This is a genomic window from Cellulosimicrobium sp. BMG9.23 (assembly GCF_059159985.1).
In genome coordinates this window covers 20,901-40,354 of record NZ_JBZGBZ010000012.1, presented here as the reverse complement: position 1 = coordinate 40,354, position 19,454 = coordinate 20,901, and the positions used below count along the sequence as shown (strand labels likewise).

The following is a 19,454-nucleotide window of genomic DNA, read 5'->3' as shown; positions in this document are numbered from 1 at the left end:
TCTACCCGGTCGAACCGGTCGTACCAGGGCTGCCGGCGGACTCGGCAGCGATCGCCGAGTCGATGTCGGGGTAGAGGGGAGGTCGTTCCTCACCCTCGAGCACGGCCCTGAGCTCGTCGCGGACCTGGCCGACGTCGCGGGCGAGCACGAGCGTCGCCTCGAGCCGTCGGAGGTCGGTGCGCAGCGTCACGAGCATCTCGGCGGCGGCGGAGTCGAGGAACGGCACGGTCTCGGCGTCGAGGACGACGGTGCGCGGGTGCTCGCTCTCGGCGAGCGCCCGGATCGCGGCCCGGACGGTGTCGGCGTTGGCGAAGAACAGCCCCGACTCGACCCGCACGACGAGCACGCCCGGCACCTGCTCGCCCGGCTGCCGCCCGAGCGCCACCCGCCGGCCGGCGTCGACCCACTCGCCCGCAGGGCTGCGCACCAACCGGGCGACATGAGGTCGAGACGCCCGTCCGAGCAGCAGGACCAACGAGAGCAGCACGCCGATCACGAGGCCGGGCAGGGTGTCGAAGACCAGGACACCGACCGTCGTCGCCAGCGCCGCCCAGAAGTCGTGGCGTGCCGCTCCCCCGTAGAGCCGTCTGGAGAGCGTTGTGGCGAACCCGTACAGGCGACGCATCGACCGCACGTCCACGAGCTCGATCACGGCGGCGATCACGACCGCGGCGAGCGTCGCCTCGGGCAGCGACTCGAAGACGGGCGTGAGGAAGAGGAGCGTGAGGACCACCAGGACGGCGGCGGTGAGCCCCGAGACCTGGCTCTTGGCGCCGGCACCGCCGTTGACCGCGGTCTTGGAGAGGCTGCCGTTGACGACCATCCCCGAGGCGAGGCCGGAGCCCAGGTTCGCCGCCCCCATGCCGAGGAGCTCGCGGTTCGGGTCGATGTCGTACCCCTCGCGGGCGGCGTACGTCTTCGCCGCGCCGAGCGCCTCCGCGAACCCGACGAGCATCACGCCGGCCGACGGGCCGATGAGCGCGGTGTAGTTGGCCCAGTCCATGTCCGGGAGCCCGAGGGCCGGGAGGCCCGCGTCGATGGGGCCGACGACCTCCACGCCGCGGTCGTCGAGCGAGAAGAGCAGGATCGCGCCGATGCCGACGGCGACCGCGACGAGCGAGCCCGGCACCGCCGGCGCCCAGCGCTTGAGCGCGAGGAGGACCGCGAGGCTGCCCACCCCGAGCACGACCGTCGTCGGGTTCACGGTGCCGAGCTCGGTGACGATCGCCCACGCCTTCTCGAAGAAGTCCCCCTCACCCTTCTCGATGCCGAGGAGGGACGGCAGCTGGCCGATGATGATGGTGAGCGCCACGCCGACGATGAACCCCTTGAGCACGGGCTCGGAGATGAACGACGCGACGAACCCGAGCCTCGCGATCCCGGCGAAGACGCACAGCAGGCCCGTGACGAGGGCGACGCCCGTCGTCAGCGCGGTGAAGAACTGGGCGTCGCCGGGCGCGAACACGGCGACCACCCCCGCCGACAGCGCGGCCGTCGCGGACATCGGCCCGACGACGAGGTGCCGCGAGCTGCCGAACACCGCGTACAGGATCAGGGACGGCACGGCCGCGTACAGGCCCACCACGGGCGAGACGCCCGCGATGGTCGCGTACGCGAGCGACTCGGGCACGAGCACCGCCCACACCGTGAGCCCGGCGACCAGGTCGCCCTGGAGCCACGCCTTCTGGTAGCCCCGCAACGAGCCGAACAGCAGCGGGGTGCGGTGACCCGTGGCCGGGTTCGATCCGTCGGAGCGGGGCTGTCGTCCGGCCATGCGTCTACCTCGCTGTGGTCGATGCTTCCCGTCGCGGTCGGCGCGGTCCAGACCAAGACAACTCTGCGGACGAGGAGCACCGCAACCGGAAGCGCCGAGCGGAAGGAGCCGGAGCCCCGCGCGTGCCTCTCCGGATCGCCCGGCAGGTCGGGACACCGGTCCCTGGGACCCGGGACGGCCCCCGCACCAGTCTTCCCGGGTCAGCACGGTGGCGCGAGCGGCACCGCGGAGGTCTGGTCGCCGCCCCGCCGAACCCCGGGTTGTGCGTCAGATCGGTCTCGCTGTGGCGCGTAACCCGGGGTTCGGCAGGCAGACCGTCACGCGTCGTCGTCCTGGATCACCGACAGCACGTTGCCCGCCGGGTCGCGGAACCACGCGATGAGCGGGCCGCCGCCGCGGAACACGAAGTCGTCGTCCGTCTGGACGGGCGTGCCCTCGTACCGCTCGAACGCGACACCGCGCTCGCGCAGGCCCGCGACGGTGCCGGGCACGTCGCGCACCGGGAAGTTGAGGACCGTGTACGACGCCGGCTCGTGCGCCTCGCCCTTCGGGTAGACGAGGACGCCGGTCGTGCCCGGCACGTCGAGCCAGAGCATGTCGTCGCCCCGCACGGGCAGGCCGAGCACGTCGCCGTAGAACCGCCGGGCCGCGTCGACGTCGTCGACCGAGAACCCGCTGAACGCCTTGTCGAGCATGGTGCCTCCTGGGACGGGCCGGGGTCGGGCGCCTCGGCCTTCCTCAGGGTCGACCGTCGGGACGCCGCGCGCTCATCGGCCCGCCGTCGGTGGGGTGCGGCAGGATGGCCGCATGACCGAGAGCACCGACGTTCCTGGCGCGGCCTCCCCCGGCGGGGACCTCCTCCTGCTGGACACCGCGAGCCTGTACTTCCGGGCGTTCTTCGGCGTGCCCGACTCGATCAAGGCGCCCGACGGCACACCGGTCAACGCGGTGCGCGGGCTCCTCGACATGATCGCGACGCTCGTCGCCGACCGGCGCCCCACGCGGCTCGTCGCGTGCTGGGACGACGACTGGCGGCCGGCGTTCCGCGTCGAGGCGATCCCGTCGTACAAGGCGCACCGGGTCGCACGGGAGGATCCCGGCGCGACGGGCCCGACGAGCATCGAGGAGGTCCCGGAGAAGCTCCTCGCCCAGGTCCCGGTGATCGTCGAGGTGCTCGCCGCGCTCGGGATCGTGCGCGTCGGCTCCCCCGGCTACGAGGCCGACGACGTCATCGGGACGCTCACCGCGCGCGAGGTCGCGCGCGCCGCCGCGGCGGACGAGAGCCCGACGGCGCCCGTCGGCCGCACGGACCGCGCCCGCGTCGAGGTGGTCACGGGCGACCGCGACCTGTTCCAGCTCGTCAACGACGCCGCGGGCGTGCGCATCCTCTACCCGACGAAGGGCGTGCGGAACCTCGACGTCGTCGACCAGGCCCGGCTCGCGGAGCGCTACGGGCTGCCGTCCGGGGCGGCGTACGCGGACATGGCCGTCCTGCGCGGCGACCCGAGCGACGGCCTCCCGGGCGTCCCGGGCATCGGCGAGAAGACGGCGGTCGCGCTGCTCGACCGCTACGGGGACCTCGCCGGGGTGCTCGCGGCGCGCGACGCGGGCGACGCCGGGCTCACCGCGACGCAGCGGCGACGCCTCACCGAGGCGGCCGACTACCTCGACGTCGCTCCGGTGGTCGTCCAGGTGGCGCGCGACGCGCCCGTGGGTGCCCTCGACGACGCGCTCCCCGCCGCGCCCGCCGACCCCGAGGCTCTCGAGGCGCTCACCGAGCGCTGGGGCCTGAGGTCGTCGGTGCAGCGCGTGCTCGACGCGCTCGGGCACGCCACCGGCTGACACGACGCGCTCGACGCCCTCGGGCCACCGCCTTCACCCGTGCGTCGCGGCACGACCAGGACGGGCCACCCTCCCTCTTCCTGGTGCGGCCGCGGTGTCACATCCTGCGCGTCCCGCACGTCAGAGGGGGGTGACGCCCGACCGGCGTCACGAGATCCGTCCAGGAACCGAGGGGAACACCATGCGCGAGAGCACGACCGCCCAGACCTCACCCACCACGAACGACCTGACGCCCGACGCCGTCGCCGGCCTCCGCGACCGTGTCGCCGGCAGCGTCCTCGTCCGGGGCGACGTGCCCGACGGCGGTCCGACGGCCGCCGAGGCGGTCGCCCCGCACAGCACGCTCGTCGCGCACGACCCGGCCGTCGTCGTCGTCGCCACGACGGAGGACGACGTCGCCGAGGCCGTGCGGTTCGCCTCCGCCCACGACCTGCCGGTCCGCCTGCACGCCACCGGCCACGGTGCCGCCTGGCCCGTCACCGACGGCGTCGTCGTCGCGACCGAAGGCCTGGCCGGGGTCGAGGTGGACCCGGTGACGCGGATCGCGCGCATCGGCGCCGGCACGCGCTGGCAGGCGGTGATCGACGCCGCGGGCGAGCACGGACTGGCTCCGGTGACGGGCTCGTCGACGCACGTCGGGGTCGTGGGCTACACGCTGGGAGGAGGCTTCGGTCCGCTCGTGCGCAGCCACGGCCTCACCACCGACTGGGTGCGCGGCTTCCGCGTCGTCCTCGCCGACGGGTCGGTCGTCGAGGCGGACGCCGACACCGAGCCCGACCTCCTCTGGGCGCTGCGCGGCGGCAAGGGCGGTCTTGGGGTCGTCACGCGCGTCGACGTCGAGCTCACGCCGCTCACCTCCCTGTACGCCGGCTCGATCACGGTCGACACCGAGCACGTCGAGGACGTCTTCCGCGGCTGGGCGACCTGGACGGCGACGGCTCCCGACGACGTCTCCACGTCCGCGGTCCTGCTCGCCCTCCCGGACCTCCCGTTCATCCCGGAGCCGCTGCGCGGCAAGAACGTCCTCACGCTCCGCTTCGCCTACCCGGGCGACGCCGCGGAGGGCGAGCGGCTCGCCGCGCCGCTGCGCGCGCTCGCTCCCGCGCTGACCGACACGATCACGACCATCCCGACGACGGCCGTCGCGACGATCCACGCCGACCCGGAGGACGCCGGACCGTCGTGGGTGTCCGGGGCGGCGCTGCGGACGATGGACGACGCGTTCGTCGAGCGCTTCCTCGCCGAGTACGGACCGGCGAGCTCGTCACCGTTCGTCGCCGCGGAGATCCGGCACCTGGGCGGCGCCGCGGCCCGCGACGTCGACGGCGGGTCGGCCGCCGGTGGCAGGACCGCGGGCTACCTGCTGAGCCTCGTCGGCGTGAACCCGCCGCGCGTCCCGGACATGGTCGCGAGCACCGCCGCGCTCGCGCAGTGGTCCGCGCCCTGGGCGGCGAGCGAGACGAACGTCAACTTCCTCCCCGCGCCATGGACGGACGAGACGCTCGCCCGCGCGTGGTCGCCCGAGACGGCCGCGCGCCTGCGCTCCGTGCGCGCGGCCTACGACCCGGCGGGGAGGTTCCCGTTCGGCTCCTGAGGTCGTGCGGGGACCCGCACCACGCGACACCACTCACGGACGGGCGTGCTCGAAGATCACGGTCGTGCTCGTCCCGGCGACCTCGGGGCGGAGGCTCAGCGTCCTCGACACGAGGTCGCGCAGCGCGTCGGAGTCGGCGACCGCGACGTGCAGGAGGAAGTCGCGGTCGCCCGTGACGAAGAAGACGCCCTCGACGTCGGGGAGCGTGAGGAGATAGTCGCGGAACGCCTCGAGGCCCTTGCGCGCGCCGGCCTGGAGGCGGATCGCGATGAGGGCCTGGAGACCGCGCCCGACCGCCGCGGGGTCGACGTCGGCGCGGAACCCGCGGACGACGCCCCGGTCCACGAGCGAGCGCACGCGTGCGTGGCACGTCGACGGCGCGATGCCGACCTGCGCGGCGATCGCAGCGTTCGTCGCGCGCGCGTCCGTCGTGAGGACGTCGAGGATGCGGCGGTCCGTCTCGTCCAGCTCGGCCGGCCCGCGAACGGGTCGAAGATCCTTCGGTTCCACCGTGCTCCTCCGTTCGCCGCTCCGAAGATCGACGTGCTCTGCTCCGACTGTAGCGAGGTTCCTTCGGCAGATCTTGCCCAGTGCCGAACGATCGACCAGGCTGGTCGATGCGCGACACCACCCCGTCGCGCACAAGCCACACGCCCGCCTCGCGACCCGCGAGGCGGGCGTCGGTCGAAGGAGCCCGACGTGAGCGTGCCGTCCCGCCGTGCCGTCAGCACCCCCCGCTCCGCCCCGCGGACCGCCGTCGTCGTGGGCGCCGGCATGGTCGGCCTCGCGACGGCCTGGCACCTCCAGGAGCGCGGCGTCGAGGTGACCGTCCTCGACCGCGAGGGCGTCGCCGCGGGGTCGTCGTGGGGCAACGCGGGCTGGCTCACGCCTGGCATGGCGATGCCGCTCGCCGACCCGTCGCTGTGGACGTACGGACCGCGGGCCCTGCTCGACCCCGCTGCGCCGCTCCACGTCCCCCTCCGGTTCGACCCGCACCTGTGGGCCTTCCTCGCCCGCTTCATGTCGCACGCGACGCAGCGTCGCTGGGACCGCGCGATGGCGGCTCTCACGCCGATCGACCGGGTCGCGCTGGACGCGTTCGACGAGCTCGCCGCGGGCGGCGTCGCAGGCGGTGCCACGGGCGGCGTCTCGGGCCATGCCGGCCACGCGGTCGGCGCCCGGACGACGCCGGGGCCGTTCACCATCGCGTTCGAGCACGAGCGCGAGGCGCGGCCGTTCCTGCGAGAGCTCGAGCACGTCGCCGCCGCGGGCCAGCGGGTACCGGTCCGCCGCGTCGAGGCGGGCGAGCGCGCGCCGCAGCTCACCGACCGGGTGACGACCGTGCTCGCCCTGGAGGGCCAGCGCTTCCTCGAGCCGGGACCGTTCGTCCACGCGCTCGCGGACTCGGTCCGGGCACGCGGCGGCCGCATCGTCTCCGGCGCCGAGGCGCGCGCCGTGCGCTCGGACCGGACCACCGGCCGTGGCGACCGGTCCGGGGTGGCGCTCGACGTCGTCGGGCACGAGGGCCCGACGACGCTCACCGCGGACGCCGTCGTCCTCGCCACGGGCGCGTGGCTGCCACGGCTCGCCGCTCCGCTCGGCGTGCGCACGCGCGTCCAGGCAGGGCGCGGGTACTCGTTCACCGTGAAGACGGACGCGCCGGTCGAGACGCCGCTGTACCTGCCCGCGCGTCGGGTGGCGTGCACGCCGTACCAGGGGCGGCTCCGCATCGCCGGGACCATGGAGTTCCGGGGGCCGGACGAGCCCTTCCAGCCGCGGCGCGTCGCAGCGATCCTCGCGTCGGTCCGCCACCTGTTCCAGGGCGTCGACCTCGACGAGCGCCACGACGAGTGGGTCGGTTCGCGACCCGTGACCCCCGACGGCCTGCCGCTCGTCGGCGCGACGCGCGCGCCCGGCGTCTTCGTCGCGGGCGGGCACGGCATGTGGGGGATCGTGCTCGGCCCAGCGACGGGCAGGGCGCTCGCCGAGCAGGTCGTCACGGGACGGGTGCCGGCCGAGATCCGCCCGTTCGACCCGCTGCGCTGAGCCCTGTGCCGAACACGACCTGAGGGTCGTCATGGACCCGTTCGCGACCCTCAGGTCGTGCTCGACCGCGCGCTGTGTCGCGCTCGGCGAGGCCGTGGCCGACGGCGCAGCGCAGGTCGGGCCGGCCCGTCGCCGTCGCGCAGCGCTCACCTACGCTGACGCCCATGGACCTCGCGCGCTCGTTCCCGCTGTTCGTCCTCGCCGCGCTGCTCGAGATCGGCGGCGCGTGGCTCGTGTGGCAGGGCGTGCGGGAGCACCGGGGCTGGTTGTGGATCGGGGCCGGCGTGGTGGCGCTCGGGCTCTACGGCGTCGTCGCGACGCTCCAGCCGGACGCGCACTTCGGTCGCATCCTCGCGGCGTACGGCGGGGTGTTCGTCGCGGGGTCGCTCGCGTGGGGCATGGTCGTCGACGGGTTCCGCCCCGACCGGTGGGACGTCGCGGGCGCGCTCGTGTGCCTCGTCGGCGTCGGGATGATCATGTACGCGCCGCGGCCTGCGTGACCGTCGTGACCCGCGGCGTGCCGCGAAGGCCCTGACACGGGCTACGACACGCGCCGTGACGCGGGACCCCCGGTCTGCCAGGATCGGCGCGTGACCATCGACGTTCCCACCGGCAGGAGGCCGGCGCACGACGCCGCGGCCGGGCCGATCGAGCCGACGCTGCCCGGCCTCGGACCGGACCCCGCGCAGCCGCCGTACGCGAGCTGGGGACGCCGGGTCTTCGCCTACCTGCTGGACACCGCGATCGTGTCGGCGGTGACGTTCCTGGCGGTCGGTCCGGTGGGCGCGCCGTCGCTCCTGCCGATCTTCACGTCAGCGACCGGGCATACGGCCACGGTGACCGACAGCGGCTGGCTCCTGGCGACCGCGCTCGCTCTCGCACTGCTCCAGGCGTACGCCGGCTGGACGCCCGGGAAGCGCACGGTCGGGATCGTCGTCGTCCGGGAGGAGACCGGCCGCCCGGCGGGGCTGATCGCCACGGTGCTGCGCTGGCTGGCCCACGTCCTCGACGCGATCCTGCTCATCGGCTTCCTCCGACCGCTGTGGAACGCGCAGCGCAAGACCTTCGCGGACTCGCTGCTGCACACGGTCGTCGTCATCTCGGCCGACGCGCCGGCACCCCACCCGTGGGTCGCGGCGCTCCGCGGCCGGCTGCGCTCCCGCGGCCGCGGGCCCGACGGCGCCCCGCGCCCCGGTGGTCGGCGCGCCTCGACCGTCGTCACCGCGAGCGCGACGCTCGTGTGCGTCACGGCGTCGGCGTTCGCGCTCACGCCCGCCACCGTCGTGGGGGGCGACGTCTGGCAGGACGACTGCACCCCTCTGGTGGAACCGGGCGCCTCGACGGCACCCCTGCGGTTCGAGCACGTCGGAGTGGTCTCGTGGTCCGTCCCGGTGACGGAGACCCGCTGGGGCGTGACGCGCACGGCGGCTCCTGCGGTCGCGCCGGCCTTCGCCCCGGCCGACGCCGACGGGCTCGAGGCGACGTACGTCGTCGAACCGGCACCCGGCGCCCCGACGGACGTCCCCGTCGACGCCGAGCTCGTGCTCGCCCTGTCGACCTGGGACGGCGAGCTCCTCCTCGAACGGTCGTCGTCGGTGCGGGTGACGCCCGAGGCCGACGGCACGGTCACCTCCGAGCTGCTCTCCGGATCGTCGGACGGCGGCGACCTCGAGACGGTACGCGTCGCGGCGTCGACCGTCGCCGCGCTCGAGCCCGCGTGGCGCTGGGACGCGTCGCTCCGGATCGCCGGGGCCACCGTCGCCTCGTGCGGCGGACGCGGGCCGTCCTGACCGTCTCGCATCGCGGAGGATGAGTCGCAACACGCACGAAACGCGGCGGACGACCGGGGGAAATGTCGCGGTCGCACGATGGAAGTGCGCCGGACCTCGAGTCCGGCGCACCAGCCACGGCCGGGCGGCGCGTCTGCGCCGCCCGGTGGCGGTTCCATCGTCCCGACGGCCCCGGGAGGCCCCGTGCCCGACCACAGCCCGCTCTTCTCCTCGCCCGGCGCGACCGACGCCCCGGTGACGACCCGCTCGGTGCACAGGACCCGCGCGTCGAGCATGCCGCTCCCCGACCTCGGGCTCAACGTCCAGGGCGAGCCGCGACGGCAGGCGAACCCCGGCGACGAGCTCACCGTCGACCCGGCCGACCGCCGTCGACGGGCCCGCGCCGCGCTGCTCGACCTGCGCCGCGACGTGATCCGCCGGGAAGCACGCCTCTGAGCCCTGCCCGCGTGGGCGACGCCGCGTAGGTTGTCCCCATGCGGATCGGAGCCCACCTCGACCAGTCGGACGTCATCGCGCAGGCCGCCGGGATCGGCGCGGACGTCGCGCAGATCTTCCTCGGCGACCCTCAGTCCTGGAAGGGACCGGAGTTCACGTACCCCGGCGGGGCGGAGGCCCTGAAGACCGACGCCGCGGCCGCGGACCTGCAGCTCGTGGTCCACGCGCCGTACGTCATCAACGTCGCGAGCCCGAACAACCGGATCCGCATCCCGAGCCGCAAGCTGCTGCAGCAGATCGTCACCGGCGCCGCGGCGGTCGGCGCGACGGGCGTCGTGGTGCACGGTGGCCACGTCACGGCCGCCGAGGACCCGGCGAAGGGGTTCGACAACTGGCGCAAGGCGATCGACGCCCTGCAGACGGACGTCACCGTGTACATCGAGAACACCGCGGGCGGAGATTTCTCGATGGCGCGTCGGCTCGAGCGCATCGAGGGTCTGTGGGCCGCGGTGCAGCAGGCCGACGGCGCGGAGAACGTCGGTTTCTGCCTCGACACGTGCCACGCGTGGGCTGGCGGCATCGACCTCACGACGGCGGTCGGACAGGTGCGCGCGATCACGGGGCGCCTCGACCTCGTCCACCTCAACAACAGCCGCGACACCGCCGGCTCGGGCGCGGATCGGCACGCGAGCCTGACCGCCGGGACGATCGACCCCGAGCTCCTGCTCGACGTCGCGCGGGCCGCGGGGACGCCCGTCGTGTGCGAGACGCACGCCGACGTCCCGGCGGACGTCGCGTGGCTGCGCGAGCAGCTGGGCTAAGTCACCATGAGCGACATGACGCCCACTCCTCCGGTGCCCATGCCCCTGCGCAACGTGACGGTCGACGCGCGCGACCCGCGTGCCCTCGCGGACTTCTACCGTCGGCTCACGGGCTGGGAGTACACGCCCGGCCAGGAGACGCCCGACCCGGACGGCGAGGACTGGCTGACCCTCGCGGTCCCCGGGACGGACGGGACGCGGCTGGCGTTCCAGCGCTCCGACGCCGAGGTCCGGCCGTGGCCGGGCGGCGCGCGCGTCCACGTCGACCTCGACGTCCCCGACCTCGACACCGCGCACGAGCACGCCCTCGCGTGCGGCGCGACGCCCCTCACGGGGACCCCTGCCGAGGAGGGCCACCCGGACGACCCGTTCCGGGTCTACGCCGACCCTGAGGGGCACCCGTTCTGCCTGTGCGGTCCGCTCGGCTGAGGATCTCCTCGCGCACGGATCGAACCGGGCGGCCTCCTGCTCCGTCTACCGGGTGACAGCGCGTCGCGCTCCGCCGCGACGCACCACGACGGAGGGGAGACGCACGTGCGCACGAGGACGACGGTCCTGCTGGGGGTCGGCGCGGCGGTGGTCGTGCTGGGAGGAGCCGCGGTCGTGTTCGGCCCCGGCCTGTACGCCGACTGGTCGGAGGACCGCGCCGCGGCCGCTCCGACGCTCGACGCCGGCACCGGGTCGACGCTCGACGCCGCCGGCCTCGACGGGACGTGGGACGTGGGCGCCGGCTCGTTCGCCGGGTACCGGCTCGACGAGATCCTGCGCGGCGAGGACGTCACGGTGACGGGCCGCACGGAGGACGTCACGGGCTCCGTGACGCTCGCGGACGGTTCCCTGACGGACGCTGAGGTCGTCGTCGACATGACGACGGTCGCGACCGACGTGGCGAACCGCGACGCGTACTTCCGCGACACGGCGATCCAGGTCGCGGAGCACCCGACCGCGACGTTCGTGCTCACGGAGCCCGTCGAGGTCCCCGACGCGGCCGGCGCCGTCGAGCTCACGGGCGACCTCACGGTCCGCGGGGTGACCCAGCCCGTCACGGTCGCCGCGCAGATCGGTGCGGAGGGCGACGACGTCCAGGTCGTCGGCGAGGTGCCGATCATGTTCGCGGACTTCGGCGTCGACGCCCCGAGCCTCGGGTTCGTCGAGGTCGAGGAGACCGGGAGCATCGAGTTCAGCCTCGCCCTGACCCAGGCGTCCTGAGCCGCGGTGGCCACCGACGACGCGACCGGCACAGCGACCGGGCCCACGGGCCCGGTCGCGGACGAGCTGCTGCGCGCCGTGCACGACACCCACGGCACCGCGCTGCACCGGTACGTCGCGCGCTTGACCGACGACGACACGCGCGCCCAGGACGTCGTGCAGGAGACGCTCCTGCGCGCGTGGAGCCATCCGGAGGTGCTCGAACGGCCGGAGGGCTCGGTCCGGGCGTGGCTGTTCACGGTGGCCCGCAACCTCGTCGTCGACGACCTGCGACGCGCGCACCACCGGCGCGAGCTGGCGAGCGCCCACCTGCCCGACCACGGCGAGGCCGACGCGACGCAGTCCGTGCTCGACGCGTGGCTGGTGGCGGACGCGCTCGTCGCGCTCTCGCCGGAGCACCGGGCCGTCGTCGTGGGCGCGTACTACCGCGGTCGGTCGGTCGCCGAGATGGCGGACGAGCAGGGGGTGCCACCCGGGACCGTGAAGTCCCGTATGCACTACGCGCTGCGCGCGCTGCGGCTCGCGCTGCAGGAGAAGGGAGTGACCTCATGACCGGTCTCCCCGGTGCGCCGAGCGCCGCCGGTGCGGACCCGTACCGTGAGTGGGACGCCGCCTACGTCCTCGGCGCGCTCGGGCCGCGCGACCGCCGCGAGTTCGAGCGACACCTCACGACGTGCGACGCGTGCCGCGGTGCGGTCACCGAGCTCGCCGGCATGCCGGGCCTCCTCGGCATGCTCACGCCCGAGCACGCGGCGGCGCTCGTCGACGGCACGGTCGACGATGGCTCGGTGAACGACGGCTCGGTGAACGACGGCTCGGTCGGTGGCGCCATCGCGGTGCCGGGGGTGGGCCACGCGCCGAGGGCGGGTCACCCAGCGTCGAGGGATGCGGCGCCGGGCCGCGGGCCGGACGTGGTGCCGATCAGGACGCTCGCCGCGGGGGCGCGGCGCCGCCGTGCCCGACGCCGCGGGCTGCTCGTCGCGGCCGGCGTCGCCCTGGTCGTCGCGGGCGGGGCGGCGGGCGTCGCGCTGACCGGCCCGGCGCGCGAGGCCCCGCCCGTCGCGGCACCGACGACGACACAGCCGTCGAGCGCGCCGTCGGACCCACGGCCGACGACCCCGGCGCCGGCCCCCCGACCATCGAACCCTCAGACGACCCCGGTGACGACGACCGTCGAGCTGCTCCCCGTGGACGGCGCCGACGTGCGCGCGGAGCTCGTGCTGACGCCGGCGGCGTGGGGCACGCGGCTCGACTGGTCGTGCTCCTACCCGACGGGCGCGGCCGAGCGCGGTGCGACGTACGAGCTCGTCCTCGTCGACGACGCCGGGACGCGGGAGGTCGTGGCGACGTGGTCGGCGACCGACGCGGGGCGCTCGGACGGCCTCGGGGCGTCGTCGGCCGTCCCGGTCGACGGCATCTCGCGCCTCGAGCTCGGCGTCGCGGGCCTCGACCGGCCGCTGGCGGCGGCGGACGTCACGACCGTCACGTGAGGGCGCGCCGTCCCGCGACGTAGATCCTCCGGTCGCGAAGTAGAGCCCGCGGAGCTCTATCTCGCGACCGGACGTTCTATCTCGCGCCAGCGGCTCCGGCTCGCGCGAACCCGCCGCGCCGGATCAGTCGTCGTCGACGACCGGGCCGCGGCGCAGCTCGAGGTCGATCTGCTCGGCGTCGAGCAGGTCGAGCGCGTGCCGCAGGGCCTGCGAGCTGTAGGCGCCCGACGACCGCGCGGCGAGGAGTGCGCTGCGCTGCGCCGCGATCGCCCGCAGGCGCAGCTCCTTGTACTGCGCGAACACGTCGGCCGAGGTCGCGGCGTCCACGTCACGGGTCTCGAGCTCGCGGACGACGTCGCGGCGGACGCGCGCCACGACCCCCGGGTCGAACGGGCGCCCGTCGGCACGGCGCAGGTCCGAGGCGTCGATCGCCGCGGCGGCCGCGGCGTCGAGCTCGGCCCGGACCGCGCCGCGGTCGTTGTCCGCCGGTGACGGTCCCCCGGTGAGGCCGAGCCTCTTCACGACCCACGGGAGGGTGCTGCCCTGGAGGAGAAGGCTCCCGACCGCGACCCCGAACGCGACGAGGACGAGGAACGACCGGTGCGGCGTGTCGAGAGGGAGCGTCTGCGCCGCCGCTACGGTCACGACGCCGCGCATCCCGGCCCAGACGAGAAGCACGCCCTCGCGCGCCCCGAGCGGCTGCGCGCGCAGGTAGTCGATGTCCGCCGCTCGACGTCGCAGCGTTTTGCGGACGCGGCCGACCCGCTCCGGGGTCCCGGCGGCGGGCCCGCCCGAACGGCCCCGGCGGGCGTCGTCGTCCGAGCGGCCCCCGCGCGTCGGGTCGCCCGGCTGGTGCGCGGCGTCCGACCCGTGCGACCTGTGAGGCCCGTGCGGGACGTGCGGCGGGTTGAGGTGCGGGCCCCGGATCGCCTCGAACTGCGCGGTCACGCCGGTCACCGACTCGGCGGCGCCCGGCGCGCCCGGGTGGAGCGGCGTCCCGTCGGGCGCGAACTTCGCGTCGAGCGTCTCCTGCATCCCCACGATGACGCCGCGCACCTTCTCCGCGCGTCTCGCCCGGCGCCCGGCGCCGTGCACGAGCGGCAGCACGTACACCGCGCGCACGAGGAGCACCGCGACGATCGTCAGCGCGGCGATCCCGACGGCCTGCCAGAGGTTGCCGTGCGTGTCGACGACGTCTTCGACGAGCCCGAACAGCTCGAGCCCCATGAGCAGGAAGACACCGCCCTCGAGCAGCAGCTCGATGGTGCGCCAGTTCGACTCCTCGGAGATCCGGTCCTGGGGCCGCAGGTACTTCGCGGCCCCGTTGCCGGTGACGAGACCGGCCGTCACGACGGCGACGAGGCCCGAGGCTCCCAGCAGCTCCGCCGGCAGGTACGCGACGAACGGCACGACGAACGACACCGCGACGCTCAGCGCGGGCCGCCCCAGCTTGGCCCGGACGAACAGCCCGACGTGCCCCACGACGAAGCCCACCGCGACGGCGATCACCACCGCGAGCACGAAGTCCCCCGCGACCGACCACAGCGACACGCTCGCGGCCGTCGCGGCGATCGCCGAACGCAGCAGCACCAGGGCGGACGCGTCGTTGAGCAGGCTCTCGCCCTCGAGGACCGTCACGACGCGCGGGGACGCGCCGAGGCGCTTGACGATCGACGTCGCGACGGCGTCCGTCGGGCTGACGACCGCGCCGAGCGCGATCCCCACGGACAGCGGGATGCCCGGGACGAGCGCGGTGAACAGGAAGCCGAGCGCGACCGAGCTCACGACGACGAGGGCGACCGAGAGCCCACCGATGGCCGTGAAGTCGCGCCGGAAGTCCATCGTCGGCAGGCTCACCGCCGACGAGTAGAGCAACGGCGGGAGCACGCCCGCGAGGATCCACTCCGGCTCGACCTCGATCGCCGGGACCGCGGGCACGAAGCTGATGCCGATCCCGACGAGCACCAGCACGAGCGGCGCCGCCACCCCGGCCTTCGGCGCGAGCACGTTCACCGCGACGATCGCGACCACGACGGACGCCCCGATCGCGATGAGCCCGAGGATCTGGTCCTCGGTGAGCTGGAACGGGAAGTCCATCCGTACCTCCGTGCAAGGTGTGCGGCGGTCAGGTCCGCTGGACACGCCGCGTCCAACCTACCGAGCACGCTCCCCGACGGCGCCCGGACGGCCCCGGTCAGACGTGACCGGTCCGACCCACCCGCCGGTCGCGCTCCCGGTCGCGCTCCGGGCGGTCAACGGCTCCCCCGCAGGGTGGTGGTCCCGGCGGCTGGGCACGCGGGAGGATCGGCCGCATGGACACGACGCACCGCCGCGACCTGCCGAACCCCGGGTTGTCCCCCGATCGAGCGCCTGATGGAGCGACAACCCGGGGTTCGGCAGGTCGTGCGGTGCCCGACGGCGCCGCTCACCCGGACCTGTGGACCCGCCTCCGGCCGTGGGCGCTGCCCGGCTTCCTCGCGTTGGTCGTCGGTCTCTTCCTCCTTCTCACGCCGACCTGGGGCTACTCGATGGGGCGAGGGCTCTGGCAAGGGACCGCATGGTCGGACGGTGACTTCCTGCTGGGTCCGGGGATCGTCCTGCACGTCCTCAACGCGAGCGCCGTCGTCGGCGTCGTCGTCGCCCGGCGCTCGCCCGTCTGGGGGACCGTGCTGACCGCCTGGCCCTTCCTCACGACGCTCGTCACCGGCGCGTTCGTGTGGGGCTGGTTGCTCGGCCTGCTGTGCGTCGCGGTGCTCGCGGCGACGGACGGGTGGCGCCGGGCCCTCCTCCCCGGACTGCTCGCCGTCGCGCTGGCGGCGACGTACGTCTGGACGGGCATGGTCGCGTTCCTCCCGGTCGGCCCGGTGTGGGCCGTCTCGACGGACATGCCCCTCGAGGACGGGTCGGTCGCCCGAACGCCCGAGATCGCCGAGCGCACGACGAAGACCCTGGCGTACGTGTTCTGGGTGCTCGCGGCCGTCGCGACCTCCGCCGCCCTCGCGTCGTTCGGACGGTCTCGCGCCGCGACCCGGCTCGCCCGTGCGGAGGCGCACCGGGCGACCCTCGACCAGGTGGCGACGGCCGAGAGGGCGCGTGTCGCGCACGACCTGCACGACGTCGTCGCGCACCACGTGTCCCTCGTCGCGGTGCGCGCGGAGTCCGCGCCGTACGTCCACCCGGACCTGGACGACACCGCCCGCGGCGTGCTCGCCGAGATCGCCGCCGACGCGCGCGCCGCGCTCGGCGAGCTGCGGCACGTACTCGCCGTGCTGCAGCGCAGCGAGGACGCCGCGCCTGACCTGGCGCCGCAGCCGGGGGCGAGCGACGTCGTCGGGCTCGTGGACGCTGCGCGGGCCGCAGGTCAGGACGTCACGCTCACCACCGAGCCGGACGTCCTCGCGCGCGTGCCGGCCACGGTCGGCTACGCGGTGTACCGCGCGGCGCAGGAGGCGCTGACGAACGCGCGCCGGCACGCACCGGCCACCCCGACACGCGTCGACGTCGAGGTCGACGGCGCGGATCCGGACGCGACCGAGGGGACGAGCGGCACAGGCGGCACGGGTGGCACGGTCAGCACGGGCGGCACGGTCGTGCTGCGCGTCGCGAACCCCCTCGCGGACAGGACGGGACCCGGCGAGCCGGGCCGGGGACTCACCGGGATGCGCGAACGTGACGAGGCGCTCGGCGGCACGCTGAGCACGGGGACGAGCGGCGACGGCGTCACGTTCGTCGTCGAGGCCCGGCTCCCCTTCTCCGTACCGCGCGCAGGAGCGCGGTCGAGGAGCGACGTCGGTGCCCTCGGGGGCGCTGTCCCCCACGACGTCGCGGACGGTGACGCGTGAGCCCGGTGACGCGCCTGGTCGTCGCGGACGACCAGCCCGTCGTGCGGCGCGGGTTCGCCGCGATCCTCGACGCCGCGGACGGGCTCGAGGTCGTGGGCTCGGCGGGTGACGGGCGCGAGCTGCTCGACGTCGTCGCGGAGCGCTCCCCCGACGTGGCGGTGGTCGACGTGCGGATGCCCGTGCTCGACGGCATCGCGGCGACGCGCCGGATCGTCGCGGACCACCCCGGCACGCGCGTGCTCGTGCTCACGACGTTCGACCTCGACGAGTACGTCTACGACGCCCTGCGGGCCGGCGCCAGCGGCTTCCTGCTCAAGGACGTCCCCGCCCCGCGGCTCGTGGAGGGCATGCGCCTGGTCGCCGACGGCTCGATGCTGCTCGGCCCGAACGTCACGCGGCGGCTCGTCGGCGACTTCGCGACGCGTGTCGCGGAGCCGCGCCCGCACCCGGGTCTCGACGCCCTCACGCCCCGCGAGCACGAGGTGCTGCTCTGCGTCGCCCGCGGTCTGTCGAACGCCGAGATCGGTGCCGAGCTGTTCATCACCGAGCAGACCGTGAAGTCGCACGTGTCCGAGGCGCTGCGCAAGACCGGGTGCCGGGACCGCGTGCAGCTCGTCGTCGCGGCCTACGAGTCGGGTCTCGTGCGCTGACCGGCCGCGTCGATCGCGGCCGCGGCGGCCTCCGCGGGCGCGCGTTGGCAAGTCAAGAACTCTTGACATCGTGTCTGCTGCACTTTACGTTGGCTCATGTCAGAGATTCTTGACATTACCGACAGCTAGGAGCGCGAGATGTCGTACGAGGAGAAAGGCACGTGGGTCTACCTCGTCGTGAGCGTCGTGGTCTACGCGGCGTACGTCGGCGTGATCCTGACCCGGGCCGACGGCGGCCCGGTCGCCGACGTCGCGTACGTCGCCCCGCTGCTGTGGTCCATCGGGGCTGCGATCGTCGCGGGGATCGTCGTACGGATCGCGGTCGAGATCGTGCGGCCGAGCGAGAGCTACCGCAGCGACGAGCGCGATCGCGAGCTCGCGCGCCGAGGCGTCGAGGTGGGGTGGTGGGGCGTGGTCGCCGGGTCGCTCGCAGCCCTCGCCCTGGCGCTCGTCGAGGCCGACCACTTCTGGATCGCGAACGCCGTCTACCTCGGCTTCGTGCTCTCGGCGGTCCTGTCGTCCGTGACCACGATCGTCGCGTACCGCCGGGGGGCGTGACGTGGGAGGCAAGCCGACGCGCGTCACGAACACCATCCGGGCGCTGCGGTTCGCGCGCGGCGAGATGACGCAGGCCGAGCTCGCGGAGCGCGTCGGCGTCACGCGCCAGACCGTCATCGCGATCGAGCAGGGTCGCTACTCGCCGTCGCTCGAGACGGCGTTCCTCATCGCCCGCGCGCTGCGGGCACCCCTGGACGAGGTCTTCGGCTTCCCCGAAGACACCCCCGACGACGACGCCTGACGCCGCCGTCCCCTGAGAGGACAGCACCATGCGCGCAGCAGTCTCCACCGCCTACGGCCCGCCCGAGGTCGTGCAGGTCGGCGAGCTCCCCGACCCCGAGCCAGGACCCGGCGAGATCCTCGTCCGCAACCGGGCCAGCACGGTCGCGGCGGCGCTCGTCGCCGCACGGTCCGGCACGCCGTGGTTCGCCCGGCTGGCGTTCGGCCTGCGCCGTCCGCGCTACCCCGTGCTCGGCGGCGAGGTCGCCGGGGACGTCGTGGGGGTCGGGCCCGGGGTGAGCCGGTTCGCGGTCGGGGACCGCGTCGTCGGGCTCACGCCGATGGGCGCGAGGGCGCACGCCGAGCTGGTCCTCCTGCGCGAGCGCGGCGCGGTAAGGCCGATCCCGGACGGCCTGACCGAGGTCGACGCCGCCGTCCTGGCCGCCGGGCCCCTGACCGCGCTGCCCTTCCTCACCGTGCACGCCCGGGTGCGGGCCGGGCAGTCGGTGCTCGTGATCGGGGCCTCGGGCTGCGTCGGGACGGCGGCGGTCCAGTGCGCGGTGCATGCCGGTGCCCGCGTCACGGCCGTGTGCGGACCGCGCGGTCTCGACCTGGTGCGCGAGCTGGGCGCCGCCGAGGTGGTGGACCGCACGGTCCAGGACCTCCCGTCGTCCGGCGAGCGCTACGACGTCGTCCTCGACGCCGCGGGCGCGAGCTCGTACCGGCGCTGCCGGCAACTGCTCACGTCCGACGGCGTATACCTCACCACCGTCCCGTCCCTCCCGATCCTGTGGAGAAACCTGTGGACAGGACGGCGGACGCGCGGGCGCCGCGGCGTCGTCGCGTTCACCGGCCTGCGGTCAGTCGAGCAGCAGCTCGAGACGTTGCGCACGGCGCTCGAGCTCGGCCGGGCCGGGGCCCTGCGGCCCGTCGTCGACGCGGCGTACCCGCTGGACAAGATCGCCGACGCGCACCGGCACGTCGAGGACGAGCACAAGGCGGGGACCGTCGTCGTCCTGATCGACTGACCGCAGGTGAACCTTCGCCGCGCCGCCCCCTCTCGTGCCACACCCGGCCGCCCCACCCCCGCCGCGCCGAACCCCGGATTGTGCGTCACCGCATCGTGCCGAACCCCGGGTTGTGCGTCACCGCATCGTGCCGAACCCCGGGTTGTGCGGCGATCG

General features: G+C 74.8%; 20 protein-coding genes. 16 read left to right on the top strand and 4 right to left on the bottom strand.

The features are described 5' to 3' along the window. Nucleotide 1: 1 nt before the first annotated feature. Both AC4H2G_RS19775 and AC4H2G_RS19770 read right to left on the bottom strand, forming a co-directional pair. The gene (locus AC4H2G_RS19775) at nt 2-1,774 is read right to left on the bottom strand and encodes a SulP family inorganic anion transporter (protein ID WP_494367447.1); all 1,773 of its coding nucleotides are present in this window, start codon (nt 1,772-1,774) and stop codon (nt 2-4) included. A gap of 317 nt (nt 1,775-2,091) precedes the next feature. Continuing rightward, nucleotides 2,092-2,469, bottom strand: a complete 378-nt coding sequence (locus tag AC4H2G_RS19770) for a VOC family protein (protein ID WP_494367446.1) — start codon at nt 2,467-2,469, stop codon at nt 2,092-2,094. Between the two features lie 112 nt (nt 2,470-2,581). On the opposite strand from AC4H2G_RS19770, the gene AC4H2G_RS19765 reads away from it, so the two are divergent. Beyond that, nucleotides 2,582-3,616, top strand: a complete 1,035-nt coding sequence (locus tag AC4H2G_RS19765) for a 5'-3' exonuclease (RefSeq protein WP_494367445.1) — start codon at nt 2,582-2,584, stop codon at nt 3,614-3,616. Between the two features lie 181 nt (nt 3,617-3,797). Then, nucleotides 3,798-5,210 (top strand): FAD-binding oxidoreductase, encoded by a 1,413-nt coding sequence (locus tag AC4H2G_RS19760; RefSeq protein ID WP_494367444.1) that lies wholly within the window; start codon nt 3,798-3,800, stop codon nt 5,208-5,210. 33 nt (nt 5,211-5,243) lie between these two features. Here AC4H2G_RS19760 and AC4H2G_RS19755 read toward each other — a convergent pair whose 3' ends face one another. Further along, nucleotides 5,244-5,720, bottom strand: coding sequence for an Lrp/AsnC family transcriptional regulator (locus tag AC4H2G_RS19755; RefSeq protein ID WP_494367443.1), 477 nt, complete (start codon nt 5,718-5,720; stop codon nt 5,244-5,246). 189 nt (nt 5,721-5,909) lie between these two features. Here AC4H2G_RS19755 and AC4H2G_RS19750 point away from each other — a divergent pair, with 189 nt between their 5' ends. From AC4H2G_RS19750 to AC4H2G_RS19710, 9 genes are all read left to right on the top strand, one after another. After that, the gene (locus tag AC4H2G_RS19750; protein ID WP_494367442.1) at nt 5,910-7,256 is read left to right on the top strand and encodes an NAD(P)/FAD-dependent oxidoreductase; all 1,347 of its coding nucleotides are present in this window, start codon (nt 5,910-5,912) and stop codon (nt 7,254-7,256) included. A 164-nt stretch (nt 7,257-7,420) separates the two neighbouring features. Next, nucleotides 7,421-7,756, top strand: coding sequence for a YnfA family protein (locus AC4H2G_RS19745; RefSeq protein WP_494367441.1), 336 nt, complete (start codon nt 7,421-7,423; stop codon nt 7,754-7,756). A 90-nt stretch (nt 7,757-7,846) separates the two neighbouring features. Next, nucleotides 7,847-9,046, top strand: coding sequence for an RDD family protein (locus AC4H2G_RS19740; protein WP_494367440.1), 1,200 nt, complete (start codon nt 7,847-7,849; stop codon nt 9,044-9,046). Between the two features lie 183 nt (nt 9,047-9,229). Then, nucleotides 9,230-9,481, top strand: coding sequence for a hypothetical protein (locus tag AC4H2G_RS19735; protein WP_494367439.1), 252 nt, complete (start codon nt 9,230-9,232; stop codon nt 9,479-9,481). 38 nt (nt 9,482-9,519) lie between these two features. Next, a complete protein-coding gene (locus AC4H2G_RS19730) occupies nt 9,520-10,302 on the top strand; it encodes a deoxyribonuclease IV (RefSeq protein ID WP_494367438.1) in 783 nt (260 codons plus the stop codon). 15 nt (nt 10,303-10,317) lie between these two features. Further along, a complete protein-coding gene (locus AC4H2G_RS19725) occupies nt 10,318-10,731 on the top strand; it encodes a VOC family protein (RefSeq protein WP_494367437.1) in 414 nt (137 codons plus the stop codon). Between the two features lie 105 nt (nt 10,732-10,836). Beyond that, nucleotides 10,837-11,511, top strand: a complete 675-nt coding sequence (locus AC4H2G_RS19720; protein WP_494367436.1) for a YceI family protein — start codon at nt 10,837-10,839, stop codon at nt 11,509-11,511. 6 nt (nt 11,512-11,517) lie between these two features. Further along, complete coding sequence (locus tag AC4H2G_RS19715) at nt 11,518-12,063, top strand: sigma-70 family RNA polymerase sigma factor (protein ID WP_494367435.1); 546 nt, start codon at nt 11,518-11,520, stop codon at nt 12,061-12,063. Beyond that, nucleotides 12,060-13,001, top strand: a complete 942-nt coding sequence (locus AC4H2G_RS19710; RefSeq protein WP_494367434.1) for a zf-HC2 domain-containing protein — start codon at nt 12,060-12,062, stop codon at nt 12,999-13,001. Before AC4H2G_RS19715 ends, AC4H2G_RS19710 begins: the two co-directional genes overlap by 4 nt. 123 nt (nt 13,002-13,124) lie before the next feature. Here AC4H2G_RS19710 and AC4H2G_RS19705 read toward each other — a convergent pair whose 3' ends face one another. Then, nucleotides 13,125-15,098 (bottom strand): cation:proton antiporter, encoded by a 1,974-nt coding sequence (locus AC4H2G_RS19705; protein ID WP_494367433.1) that lies wholly within the window; start codon nt 15,096-15,098, stop codon nt 13,125-13,127. Nucleotides 15,099-15,409: 311 nt separating this feature from the next. On the opposite strand from AC4H2G_RS19705, the gene AC4H2G_RS19700 reads away from it, so the two are divergent. The 5 genes from AC4H2G_RS19700 (at nt 15,410) to AC4H2G_RS19680 (ending at nt 19,298) form a co-directional block, all read left to right on the top strand. Next, complete coding sequence (locus AC4H2G_RS19700) at nt 15,410-16,843, top strand: sensor histidine kinase (RefSeq protein ID WP_494367432.1); 1,434 nt, start codon at nt 15,410-15,412, stop codon at nt 16,841-16,843. Between the two features lie 5 nt (nt 16,844-16,848). Next, on the top strand, nt 16,849-17,493 hold the full coding sequence (locus AC4H2G_RS19695) for a response regulator transcription factor (RefSeq protein WP_494367566.1): 645 nt from the start codon (nt 16,849-16,851) through the stop codon (nt 17,491-17,493). Between the two features lie 138 nt (nt 17,494-17,631). Next, a complete protein-coding gene (locus tag AC4H2G_RS19690; RefSeq protein WP_494367431.1) occupies nt 17,632-18,051 on the top strand; it encodes a hypothetical protein in 420 nt (139 codons plus the stop codon). Nucleotide 18,052: 1 nt separating this feature from the next. Then, nucleotides 18,053-18,292: a helix-turn-helix transcriptional regulator gene (locus AC4H2G_RS19685; RefSeq protein WP_494367430.1), complete on the top strand. Its 240-nt coding sequence runs from the start codon at nt 18,053-18,055 to the stop codon at nt 18,290-18,292. Nucleotides 18,293-18,320: 28 nt separating this feature from the next. Beyond that, entirely contained in the window at nt 18,321-19,298 is a 978-nt protein-coding gene (locus AC4H2G_RS19680) for an NAD(P)-dependent alcohol dehydrogenase (protein ID WP_494367429.1), read from the top strand. The last annotated feature ends 156 nt before the right edge of the window (nt 19,299-19,454 follow it).